Origin of the sequence: Clostridium sp. YIM B02555 (assembly GCF_022320955.1) — a bacterium.
In the GTDB taxonomy this organism is placed as follows: Bacteria; Bacillota; Clostridia; order Clostridiales; family Clostridiaceae; genus Clostridium; species Clostridium saccharoperbutylacetonicum.
This window is the reverse complement of sequence record NZ_JAKJJY010000004.1, coordinates 137,738-151,234: the sequence shown is the minus strand read 5'-3', so window position 1 is coordinate 151,234 and position 13,497 is coordinate 137,738. Positions and strand designations below refer to the sequence as shown.

The window sequence follows — 13,497 nt, the reverse complement described above, 5'->3', positions numbered from 1 at the left end:
ACATTTATTTTAAACATTTCCACATATAAAATAAAAGTTAATACCTTATTGCTTGTTATTTTTTATTTTATATTAATTTAACTTATGGAGTTATTTTTATATATGTAAGAATATTTCATAATAGAGATATCTTAATCTACTAATAACCTTTAAAATCAAATTAAAAACCGATAGTAGTGCTACCTGCAAATGTCAATATCACATTAACATTTACATTTACACTAACTAAATTGATTCTATTTTTCACCGTTTAACAAAGTAATTGTTTTTACATTGCTAGACCGGCATTTATTTTAGCACAAGAAATTTCTTCTGTTCATTTGCACGAGCCTCTTTTCTTCTACTTACTTTGTAAGTAGGTTACTTTCTCACACAATTAAATAACCCACGAAAATCAACTTGAATTTTCGTGGGTTTCATGGTGGAAATGATTCGCAAATTTATAATCCGCCTATTAAGCTCATCATATTAATTTATTTCATTATAAGCTTGCAATCTATTTATATGAACTGCTAAATAAGTTAATTCGTCTTTTGGAATAACTCCGTCATAAACCTTTTTTATATAATCCTTTATTTTAAAAGCAATTTCCATTGCTTCTGGATATAATGTTGCTATCTGTTCAAACATTGGATCATTCTCATCTTTCAACATTACATCATTAAAAAACCGTTCTGTAAAAAATTTAACATGTGTAATGAAACGCTGATAATGAATTCCTTCCATCTTTAAGTCACTTCCAATGGAATATCTAACCAAATTAACAATTCCACCAATCATTTTAGCATATTTCATACTATCTCTTGAGTCATTACTTTGTGATTGAGCATTTATTAAATGAAAAGCAATATTTGCGGCTTCTTCTTCTGGAAGCTTGATATCTGTTATTTCATTTAAAAGTTCTAAAGCATATAATCCAATTTTAAATTCCTCTGAATAGTAATTTTTTATTTCCCAATAAACACGATTTGTTATATTAATATTCTTCTTTGCTCTTTCTACTGCAAAGTTCAAATGATCACTTAATGTAAAATATATGCTCATATTAAGCTTAGAATCCAATTCTTTTTCAGCTTTTGAAACAATTTTTTGAGTTATATCAAGATATATTGGGGGAATTGAATCTAATAAGCTTAAATACTCATTTATTTGAATGTTTTCTACAGGCATAAAAATTTGATCGATACTCTTTTTTTCAACCATATCTCCATTTTTTTTATTGTAGCCTATACCTTTGCCCAAGCAAACGAATTCTTTTTTATTCTCGTCAATAGCTAAAACCACACTAGAATTAAGTACTTTTTTTATTTTCAAGCTCATTCCCCCTATTATCTCTATTCTAAAATTTCTCCATTTGTTTTTATAACATTTTTATACCAGAAAAAAGAATCCTTTTTTAATCTTTTCATAGTTCCATTTCCTTCATCATCTTGATCAACATATATGAAGCCGTATCTTTTACTCATTTGAGAAGTAGAAACACTTATACAGTCAATAGGTGCCCAACTAGTATAACCTATTAAATTAACACCAATTTCAACAGCTTTCTTCATTTCTCTTATATGTTCTCTGAAATAATCAATTCTATAGGAATCATGAATAGTTCCATCTGCTTCAATTACATCCTTAGCTCCCATACCATTTTCCACTATCATTAATGGAATTCTATATCTGTCATATAGTTCAATTAATGATATTCTAAGACCTATAGGATCAATCTGCCAGCCCCATTCTGTAGAAGGCAGATAAGGATTTTTCACACCCATTATAGTATTTCCAGAGGCCTTTTCTTTAATCGTATCTGCCGACTCTGTTCTTGACATATAATAACTGAAAGATAGATAATCTGCTGTATTCTCCTTTAATATTTCTTCATCATTTTCTTCCATTTTAATTTTAATTCCATTATTTTTCAAGAAGGTTCTATATAATCTAGGATATTCTCCAAATATCTGAATATCTGCATGAACATGATTTCCTAAATTACTATTTAACGAGAGTAATACATCCTCTGGATTACAAGTATTGGGATATGTTGTAAGCTTTGTTAGCATGCATCCCATTTTACTATCTTTAATGATTTTTCTACATTCTTTTGTTGCTAAAGCTGCAGCAACATATTGGTGATGTAAAGCTTGATAAACAGCTTCATCAAGCTTTATATCTGTACATTTATCTGGAATAATTCCTGCTGTTGTAAATGGATGTCTTCCAACACTATCTATTTCATTAAAGGTTAACCAGTACTTAGCATATTCTCCAAAAGACTCAAAACATACTTTCGCAAACTTAACAAAATAATCAATTAATTTTCTCTCTACCCATCCATTGTATTTTAAACTTAAATGCAATGGCATTTCATAGTGTGATAATGTAACAATTGGTTCAATATTATGTTTCTTAAGTTCTTTAAATATACTTTTATAATATTTAATTCCTTCTTGATTAGGTTCACTTTCTTCTCCTGTTGGAAAAATTCTTGTCCAAGCGATAGAGATTCTTAGTGCTTTAAAGCCCATTTCTGCAAACAAAGCGATATCTTCTTTATAATGATGATAAAAATCAATTCCTCTTCTCTTTGGAAAGAATTTCGTAGTTTGATCTTCTATAGCTTCTTCAATCATTTTTGAAGTAACCTTATTATGACCAGCATAATCTTCTACACTCAAATTGGGCTTATAACTTGCTACATCAGCTACGGACATTCCTTTTCCATCAGCATCAAAGGCTCCTTCAACTTGATTAGCCGAAATTGCACCGCCCCATAAAAAATCTTCTCTAAATGACATTATATAAATCAACTCCAATTTAATTTATTGTGAATACTTTATCTTTCTTACTAACTTTTCGACTTTCTGCTGTTTCTATCTTAGCATCTGGTCTATTTGTAATAATTGTTGCAGTTACTGGATCAAAACCTTCTGCTATAATTTTATCTAAGTCAAAGCTTAACAGTAAATCGCCTTTTTTTACACTCTTTCCGACAGAAACTTCTGGATTAAAGTATTTGCCTTTTAAATTCACTGTATCTAATCCTACATGAAATAAAATTTCAGTACCCTCTTCTGATTTCATTGCTAAGGAGTGTTTTGTTTCAAAAATCATTTCAATTGTACCATCTATTGGAGCATATAGTTCTCCCTTAGAAGGAATTATTGCAAACCCCTCACCCATTAATTTATTAGAAAACACTTCATCCTTTACTTCACTTAAGGGAATTAATTCTCCTTCTAATGGTGCATTAAATTTTTCTTTATTATTTTCAACTTTTTCAGCTTCCTTACTAGGTGCTTCTTCTTTCCACAAAACTGATACTGCAATAAATGAAGCTACAAATGAAACCCCTAAGCCCATTATCGCATTCATTAAATTATTGGGTAAAGTTTCAGAAATAAACATTGATAAACTTGCTATTCCAGGTCCTACTGCCACATATGCTTCAACTGCTTGAACTCCTAAGAAAGCACCTCCTGTAAAAGCACCAATCATTACACCATAAAGTACACGTCTATGTAAAATTGTAACACCATATAATGCTGGTTCGGTAATTCCAAATAATGCTGATATACCTGCCGATACTGCAGTAGATCTTAATGCTTTATCTTTTGTACGAATACTTACAGCAAAACATCCGCCAGCTTCTGAAATATTATGTGCAAGTGACGCAGCATTATATATTAATTCCCTACCTGATTGACCTAAAGAAGTAATAACGTAAGGAATCATTGCTTTGTGCATACCTGTAACTACCATAAATGGCAAGAATGCTGCTAAGATTGCTACTGCTATCCAACCAAATTTACCAAAAACAAATAATATTACCCCTGCAAACCCTTGCCCAAAATTATAACCTATTGGCCCAAGAACAAGTAAAGTTATTGGTACGGTTATAAGTAACGACATCATTGGAACAAAGAAGCTACGAATAACCTTTGGGCTAATTTTATTAAAGAATTTTTCTAACTGCGAATACAATAATACACATAATATTGCTGGGAAAACTTGATATGCATAGTTTATATTCTGTACTGGCATATTAAAAAATAAAGTTCCATCTCCTAGCATCTTAGCTAAATTAGGTGTTAATAGTGCTGCAACAGCAGATACTGCAACTAATGGATTAACTTTCATTTTATTAGCAGTAGTAATTGCTACTAATAGTGGTAAGAAATATAATGGTGCATCACCAACAAAATTTAATATCTTATATGTAGATGTAGTATTTGATAAAATTCCGAGCATATTTAAAAGCATTAAGAGTGACTTTAAAATACCACCTCCAGCTATAGCCGGAATCAATGGTTGGAATACACTTATAACAAAGTCTAAAACTATTGCACCTATTTTTCTTTTCTCTTTATTATTGTTAACACTGGTTCCTTTATCAGAAATAAGTTTTTTTACCTCATCGTATACCTCAACAACTGCATTTCCAATAATAACTTGGCATTGTACATTTTGCTTAACACCAATTACCTCTGGAATATTTTCAAGGTCTCTCACTTTTACTTTGCTATTATCAATAAGGTTGAATCTTAATCTTGTTGAACAGTGTTCTAAATGTTCAACATTTTCATCTCCACCTACGGCTTTTAAAATTTTTGCTGCTACTTCTTTATAATTCATATTATTAGTCTCCTCTCATTAAATAATCTTAGTAGACTTTTTATTTTGCCAAAATAAAAAGGGACTCAAATAAACTAATAAAATATTAGCTTATTCAAGTCCTGCCTGCATTACCAGTCACATGCCTGATATTTATATTCTTTTTATGTTATGTGTGAAGTATATCACGAATCAGAGTAAACGTCAACACGTTTATAGATTGCTTTTAATGAATAGCTTACTCCTCAATAATAACATCACTAAATTTCTAAATAAACTCCTAAAATTAATAAACACGAGCATATTCTTATAGTTTTTTATAAGTTTCCTCTATGAATTTTATACTTGCATCCCTATCTTCATTCACGGTTTCTTCTAATATTATATCAATGAATGGCTTACTTTCTTTTATTAAGGATAACAATAAAGGATAATTAAATTGCCCTGTTCCGATAGAAACTCTTTTAAGCTTTCCATCTTTATAAATAAAATCTTTTGTATGTACACAAATTATTCTATCTCCAAATAACTGAAAGGACTCTTTTATTATGTCATCCATCTTATCATAATTGCTTGCATCAATTAAATTAACTGGATCAAAAACAATTTGCAGATTATTTGATTTAACATTATCTAATAATCTTTTTAATTTCTGAGGGGTACTCATTACATGTTCTATACTTCCTTCTATCCCAACCACAATTCCAAATTTTTCAGCTTCTGCAACAATTTCTTTTATGGAATTTAAAGACCTTTGAAAGGCTTCTTCAGTATCATTTTTTTCTGTATAAACATATTCTCTATTGTAACAGCCGGTCTCAGTAGCAACTACACTTTCTCCCATGTATTTTGCAAAGCGTATATGTTCCTTAAAGGTTTCTATTTCCTCCTTAAGTCCATCATCATTAGGATTTGCTAAATTAACATAAGAACCAAGTATACTTATGTTCAACTCATTTTTTCGCAAAATATTTTTAACATATTGAGCAAAACCTGGTGTCAAACATCCTTTTTTAATGTGAAATTCATTAATTACCTTTTTGGGCGCAAAATGAAAACTTTTTATATTCTTCTTATGGGCAATTTCTGCTAATTCCTCTAAACTATCATGTTCAATATCATGTGCTCTAATTCCAATTCTCATAGTTTCCTTCCTTTCTTATACTTAAATACGCTCTTAAATATTCAAATTAACAATATTCAATTATTAGCCCAACATTTCCACGCCACATCTTATCGTTTCGTAGATTTCAATTAACAATGCAATTATCAGCTGCCATTGTTCAAGAACCCCCGTCAGAATTTCTTGAATGAAAATGTAAAAATTTAATTAGAACTTATATATGTTGCAAAAAAATTATTCAAAACATAGAGATTTCCTAAGGAAATCAACCTAAATCACTCATTGATCATTGAAGATTTGACATTGTTAATAGCAACATAAGTACTATAAAATTGACAAATCAAATGTATATTCAAAAGGTTCTAGTTTTAATTTATATTGCTCTTGAACGTCAGGTCCACAGCTTCTGCTGCCTATTCCATGCTGTTTAAAATCTAAATAAATATAAGTGTTATTTGTTTTCTCTAATTCATGAATATGTTGTGCTTCATCTAGATTTTCTTGTGTAACCTGACGACTTGAAAATTCAAAAGTTTTATCACCTTTAATCATCAATTTGTTTCCTATATTAGAATTCTCCACTTGTAGCCAATAAGTTGAAACATGATTGCCATTTTCTTGCGGATACAAGTAATTAAAGCCAAGCTCCTCAATACCTTGCTTATAAAAATCGAAGGTTGTTCCATTAAGTGCATCGTTATAGGATTCTACTGGCCCTCTTCCTAGCCAATTAAACTTCGAGTATTCCTTTGATAAAGTGAAGCTTAATCCAATCCTAGGTAACGTTTCTGGGTAATTGTGAATTGGCGTACCTGTAACCTTAATGTTGATGCAACCATTACTGTTAAATACATAAGTAGTTATTAAATCAATTCCCCAATATTTTGCCGGTGCACCATAATTCTCTGATACAGTTAAACTAATTTTATCTTCTACATTTTGATCCAAGGTTACACTTTTAGTCCTCGACATCAAGTGATCCACTCCAAATTCCTTCCACATATGTGCAGAAACAAAATCATTATCTGTTATTGCTCTCCAAAAATTATGCTTAGGTTTTGCAAGGATTGGCAACTGATTATTTAAGGTGCAAATTTCCCAATCACCATTTTTTAATGCTATGTTTAATTGTTTATCACCAAAGGTTGCAACAAGCTTGTTCTTATCCTTAGTATTGATTATAAATTTATCTTTTGTCTCCAATGTATCTGCTATATGATGTCTTAACACAAACGCTTCCTTAATTGAGGTGATCAAAACATTATACTTATCTGATAGCTTAGGAATAGTAAATTTTATTATTATATCAGTATTTTCTTCTTTTATATCTACTGGTACTTCTATTGTTATGCTCTCTTTAGGCAGCAATTCTCTAATTAAAATTTCCTTACTAACAAATAACTCCTCTTGTGAATAAATTTCATATTTAATATTCATATCCTCAAAAATAGTAAAGTCTGTTGAGTTAATCAAACTGTAATTTCTATCGTCTAACTGCTCTATACTAATCGGCTGATAAGCCTTTTTAACTCCAAAATAACTTGGACTAGGAGTCATATCTGGCTGAACTAGACCATCTAAAACAAAGTTATAATCGTTTGGATAGTCACCAAAATCACCACCATATAAATATGTTATATCTCCATTTGGCAATACTTTCTTAATTCCCTGATCACGCCATTCCCAAATAAAGCCTCCTTGTAATTTAGGATACTTATTAAACAAATCTAAGTATTCTTTTAAACCACCAGGTCCATTTCCCATTGCATGAACATATTCACAAAGAATAAAAGGCTTCTTTATATCAGCATCTTCTCCAACCTTTTGCAAAACATGAAATTCTGTGTACATGGTAGAATTAAAATCAGCATGTTCTACATCTCTTTCATAAGCTTTTGTCTCAGAATTAACACAATCTCTTGACTCTCCTTCATGATGTAGCAGCCTACTAGGATCACGTTGTTTAGTCCAAGCAATCATTTCATGATGGTTGGTACCATTACCAGATTCATTTCCAACAGACCATATAATGATTGATGTGAAGTTTTTATCGCGTTCTACTACTTGGGCCATTCTATCCATATAAGCTGGCAACCAATAAGGATCACTGCTTAATAAATTTTTATCTCCGGTTGAACCAATCCCATGGCATTCTAAATCAGCTTCGTCTATAACATACAAGCCGTATTTATCACACAAATAATAAAAATAAGGATGCTGTGGATAATGAGACATTCTTACAGCATTAATAAAAGCTTCCTTCATCAGCCTAACTTCAGTCTCCATTTGTTCCTTAGAAATTGTGCGTCCAAAGGTTTCATTAAATTCATGACGGTTAACCCCTTTAAAGGTAATTGGTGTCCCATTAATTTTAATTAACCCCTCACTTATTTCAACTTGACGAATACCAAACCTATGCGTGATTATTTCTTCTTGTGTCTCCAAGCTTAATTCATATAAATAAGGAGTTTCTGCTGTCCAAAGCTTTGGATTTTCCATAACAAATTCTACTTGGCAGTTTTCATTTACTGTTAATGCTTTTTTAACGAAGACTTGATCTTGATCAAAAATAGTAATTGTTAATGGTAACTCCTCTTTTATATATGATTTTAGTTCCAAAGAAACCTTAGCATTATTATCCTCTAAAATAGTAGTTATAAAAAAATCAAAGATAAAATTCTTTGGTCTTGTTATTAATGTGACCTCTCTAAATATTCCGCTTAACCACCACATATCCTGATCTTCTATATATGAAGAATCTGACCATTGAAAAACCACAACCGTAACAGTATTAATTCCTTCCTTTAAAAACTCACTAATATTGAATTCAGACCCATTTCGGCTTCCCTTATTAAAACCAGCTAACTTATTATTAATATATAAATAAAAACAGTTATCTACCCCTTCAAATCTTATAAAATAATTATCTGTTGCATTATAAGCTTCGAGATTTATATTTCTCCTGTAAATACCATTAGGAATATTATCATAAGTAAAGGGTGGATTTATTGGAAATGGATAATTTATGTTGGTATAATGAGGCTTTCCGTAGCCTTGCATCTGCCAATTCCCTGGAACCATTATTTTATTTTCAAAATTATCTTCTGCTAAAAAATCAGTTGAAATATTTTTGTGAGAAGTAAAATAACTAAAGTCCCATTCCCCATTTAAATCCAAGCAATTGTAATTGCTGCCATCATTTCCTTTAGGAATATAAAATGCTCTAGTAGGTTCTCGATTAATTTGAATTTTTTTGGGGTCAGATAAAATAGTATAATCAATCATACTTATCTTTAGTGAGAGTGTAAAAAAGTACTACCCACCTCACTAAATCCTCCTTTCATCTATATCTCGTGTACAAGGCATTATAAGCCCCTTGTCATGGCATTTACACATAAACAAATTAATGATGAATAATATCAGTTGAAACTCTCATAGAAAGTTCGAATAACAAAATATATAATTTTGATTCTCACTTTTTACTTTGTAATTTCTCACTTAATCATTCATCATTAAAGATTCACCATTTATTAATTTTTAGTCTTTTAATCCACTTGTTACATTTGAATCTAAAATATATCTTTGGAATACAATAAATACAAGTAATAATGGAATTAATGAAATTACAGATGCTCCAATTAGTAGTGACCAGTTAATATTTTCAGCTCCTACTAAACTTCTAATAGCAACTTGTAAAGTATATTTCTTAGGATCATTTAAAACTATTAATGGCCAAATATAGTCATTCCATCTCCATTGGAAAGAGAAGATACTTAACGCCATAATAACAGGTTTAGCTAAAGGTAACATTATACGGAAGAAGATTTTTCCTTCAGAAGCTCCATCAATACGTGCAGATTCAATCAAGTCATCAGGTACTGATACAAAGAAAGTTCTAAACATAAAGATACCTGTAGCCGTATTGATCGATGGAATTATGATACCTGCGCTGCTATCATATAATCCTAACATTTTAATAACAGAGAAAGTTGGATTCATAATAACTTCTGTTGGTAACATTGTTGTTGCAATAACACACATAAAGAAAAACTTTAGCCATTTTCTATCATACTTAGCAAATGCATATCCACAAGAAGCACTAGCTAATACAGTAAGAATTGTTGTAATTATTGCTGCTTTTGATGTATTTAAAATGTATGTAAAGAAATCCAAAGTCGACCATGAATTAACATAATTATCAAGGGTTGGGCTCTTCGGTAATAAGGTTAATGGATATGAGAATAGTTCACTCCCTGGTTTAAAAGAACTTAATATAAACCATAGTAATGGAAACAAGTATAGGAAAGCTACAATCCATAATCCAACAGTTAATAATGATGATGACGTTTTATCATATAAAACAGATGCTCCCTGAGATTTATTCTTCATTGCTGCTTCCTCCTATCTTCATTTGAATTATACCTAATGCTAGTAAAACAACAAATAATACCATTGATGCTGCTGATGCATAACCAACACGCATTTTATCAAAACCAGTTGAATAGATATATTGTACAATTAACATATTATCTGTACCTGGTCCTCCATTAGTCAAGGACTGAATTAATGCGAATTCTTTCATTGCATTGATTGTTCCAAGTAAAATAACCATGAAAGAAGTTGGCTTTAAAGTTGGAAGCGTAATATGCCTAAATTTATCAATCCATTTCGCTCCATCAATATCAGCTGCTTCATACAAAGATTTTGGAATATTTTTTAATGCAGTCATGAATTGTAACATATTAAAGGCTGTATAACTCCATACTGAAGCAAATACAATTACCATAAATGCAAAATTACCATTTGTAAACCAAGGAACTGGCTCTCCATGTAATTCACTGATTACATAATTTATAAAACCAAAGTTTTCACCAAATAACCAACGCCAAATTACACCGGCTATAATTCCTGAAATTGTCCAAGGTAAGAAAAATATAATTTTAGAAATAAATTTACCTTTTACCTTATCATTATTTAACATAACTGCTACTAATAATGAAACAGCATACAATATAGGTACATCAACAATTGTATATTCTGCAGTTCTTAATAGTGCTTTATAGAAGCTCTTATCTTTTAATAACTCCATGTAATTTGCTAACCCTATAAATTTTTCACCTGAATATCCCTTATAATCAGTTAATGAATAATATAATCCTAGTATAGCTGGCAAAAGGAAAAATAAACAAAATAGAACAATATTTATTCCTGTAAAAAATAACGGCCATTTATTCTTTGAAAATTTTTTCATTTTCTCCCCTCTTTTCCTAATAGTTTCTCAATAGTTGGTTTAATATCATAAGTTTTTTGTCTTTCTATTTTTCTATCATTGATAAATAAGTCTTTATCTTGATATTTAATTTCTCCTAATTGACTGTCATTTAGTTTAATCTCTCTATCAGTGATTTCAAGCTTATTTAAACTATCAATAAATTTATTGAAAGATCCTGCTTCTTCTAATGATGAACATTTTACAAGAATACGATGTTTATGTCCTAATGCATATACTTCCTTGCCTCTCGTATCGCCTTGATTTTCAATAGTTAAACCTTCAGAGAAAAAGATACCTAAATAAGCATTATCTTTACGAATAAATAACCATTTATCTTTTGTCTGAATTTCTGATAAACTCCAATGCGGCAAATACAAATGAATCTTTGGAATCAGATTATCAGCAATATTATATTCTAAAACCTGAATATTTTTGTATTGTACAATTGAAGGACAGCTGGCATTTCCTGCCCAATAACTTGGCCTATTTTCACCACTATGCGCATACTCACCAGGATTGTTAATCCATAATTGAGTGGCATCATTTCCGAGTGAAATATTCATCATATGTTGTTGGTGCCCCTTTTTATATTGATTGTATTTAATTGCACCTGCTAAAGAATAAGCATTTGTTTTATATAAATAAGTTTCAACTTTATTAATCCCTTGAAGGTAATTAGCTTCAATTGCAGTTTCTTCCATTAAATCAATGAAATTTATATATTCCTTTGGTGGAACATAGTCTGACATACAAAATAAAGTTGATGCTCTTAAAGCATTATTAAAGTACCCTTTATTCCATGCAATCGCCAAGACATTAGAAATTTCACCAATTCGCATTGCTTTAATGTCATGTTCATAAATACGGCCAAAAGTAGAAGATAAAACACGACCGTGGTAATTAACTGCTATCACTTTAAATGTGAAATCTAAAGCTTTTTTAGCCATTTCTTTAATATCGCTATCAGGAGCAGCTAAATATAAACTGAAAAATCCAATTAAATCTATTGGTAAATATGTAGTTGAATTCCATTCAGAAAAACCATATGCAAAGAAGGTATCAAACCACTCTTCTAAACGCTTTTTACCAATTTCATATTGTTCCTTACCTGTTCTAGAAGCTGCTGTGAAATTACTTTCTTTATATAGATATCCTGCAAAATACTGACAAGTGTGAAATAATAATGAATGATTTTCACTGAAATACCACATAACATCATTACCTGGTTCATCAATCCAATATCTGAAATCTAGAGCACATTCCTTCATAATAGCTTTAAACTCATCTGGTAACTCATTATGGTATTTTGTAGTTACAGCTAGCAAAGGAGAAAACATAAAATCTGCACAATCACCTTTAGATTTTACCATTTCTATGGCTGGCTTTATTTTTTCATATGCTTTTTCACTTAATTTTTTTGTTACTGCAAATTCTGCTAATGCACTATTCATGTCCATTAATTCAAGTTTTGAAAAAATTTCTAAAGCCTTTTGTTTTCTTTCTTCAATAGAAGTTCCTAAAGAAATGTGTAATTCACCTTCATTATATATACAACAAACTAGCTTCTTTATAAGCCAATCTTTATTTGACATCCTTACACTTACATAAACTGTTGTCACACCTGCTGTAGGAATACTTTCTACTGTTCCTATTAGAATTTCACCATTTGCTACTGTTAAACATTGATCTTCTCTATGAAAATCTGTGATATCACCACTTGCTTCATTTTCTGATTGAAAGTACTGTTCTCCATAGCTAATTCTAACTTCTTTACCATCAAAGGCTGTATCAGAATTAACAATAACGTTGCCTTCTAAATAAACATCTTTCTTAAAATATAAAGATTCTAGAAAGTTAATATTTTCTGTTAATTCGCGAGCTTCATAATCTAATGGAACCTTTACAGTTAATTGAACCTCTGATAACAGCTTCATTTCAAAGAAGAAGTTTACATCACGTTCTGCAAGATCATCTAAATAAACAACAACCTCATTCTTTCCTGCTTTTAATGGCAGTTCAGCAATTATTTCTGACCCATGATTACGGCTGTAAGGCGAGAAATCCAAAATTTGCTCTGCATTAACCCAGATAACTACACGACCACAAGTAATAATTGAAAAAGAAACTGTTTGATCTATATTACTATCAATATTGTTGAATAAAGAAGTATGTACCCAGTGAGGTGTATTTAAAAATGAAGAAAAATCTACCCTAGGGCTTTCAAATCCACAATAAAGATTAGGAAATAGTTCATTTTTGTTAAATGGTATAACTTCTGGTATCCTAGTTAAAAAATCTTTTCTAACAGGATAATCAATTTCAAAATAACCTTCAGTTGCGTTTATTTCCCCTTCCATCGTGCAATAAGGAGCAACAACAGGTTCTGACTTTAACTCAGAATATTTCCAGATGTTTAACGAACTGCCCTTTATCAAATCATAGGTAAAAAAATTCATTTTAATAATCCCTCCCAAAATACATATAGGAATCAAATACT

The 13,497-nt window shown here is 30.6% G+C and carries 8 protein-coding genes; all 8 read right to left on the bottom strand.

All coding sequences use genetic code 11. From position 1 onward, the window contains the following. Window positions 1-468 precede the first annotated feature (468 nt). A complete protein-coding gene (locus L3B98_RS08280) occupies window positions 469-1,320 on the bottom strand; it encodes a PRD domain-containing protein (protein WP_238916265.1) in 852 nt (283 codons plus the stop codon). A 14-nt stretch (window positions 1,321-1,334) separates the two neighbouring features. Then, window positions 1,335-2,789, bottom strand: coding sequence for a glycoside hydrolase family 1 protein (locus L3B98_RS08275; protein WP_238916264.1), 1,455 nt, complete (start codon window positions 2,787-2,789; stop codon window positions 1,335-1,337). A gap of 19 nt (window positions 2,790-2,808) precedes the next feature. Further along, the gene (locus L3B98_RS08270; protein WP_238916263.1) at window positions 2,809-4,626 is read right to left on the bottom strand and encodes a beta-glucoside-specific PTS transporter subunit IIABC; all 1,818 of its coding nucleotides are present in this window, start codon (window positions 4,624-4,626) and stop codon (window positions 2,809-2,811) included. Window positions 4,627-4,912: 286 nt separating this feature from the next. Further along, on the bottom strand, window positions 4,913-5,749 hold the full coding sequence (locus L3B98_RS08265; RefSeq protein ID WP_238916262.1) for a sugar phosphate isomerase/epimerase family protein: 837 nt from the start codon (window positions 5,747-5,749) through the stop codon (window positions 4,913-4,915). A gap of 303 nt (window positions 5,750-6,052) precedes the next feature. Then, window positions 6,053-9,013 carry a glycoside hydrolase family 2 TIM barrel-domain containing protein gene (locus tag L3B98_RS08260; RefSeq protein ID WP_238916261.1) on the bottom strand — a complete coding sequence of 987 codons (2,961 nt, stop codon included), beginning with the start codon at window positions 9,011-9,013 and terminating at the stop codon, window positions 6,053-6,055. A 252-nt stretch (window positions 9,014-9,265) separates the two neighbouring features. Continuing rightward, window positions 9,266-10,117, bottom strand: a complete 852-nt coding sequence (locus L3B98_RS08255; RefSeq protein WP_238916260.1) for a carbohydrate ABC transporter permease — start codon at window positions 10,115-10,117, stop codon at window positions 9,266-9,268. Further along, entirely contained in the window at window positions 10,107-10,979 is an 873-nt protein-coding gene (locus L3B98_RS08250) for a sugar ABC transporter permease (RefSeq protein WP_238916259.1), read from the bottom strand. Before L3B98_RS08250 ends, L3B98_RS08255 begins: the two co-directional genes overlap by 11 nt. Beyond that, window positions 10,976-13,456, bottom strand: a complete 2,481-nt coding sequence (locus L3B98_RS08245; protein WP_238916258.1) for a hypothetical protein — start codon at window positions 13,454-13,456, stop codon at window positions 10,976-10,978. The genes L3B98_RS08250 and L3B98_RS08245 overlap by 4 nt, the downstream gene beginning before the upstream one ends. Window positions 13,457-13,497: the final 41 nt, after the last annotated feature.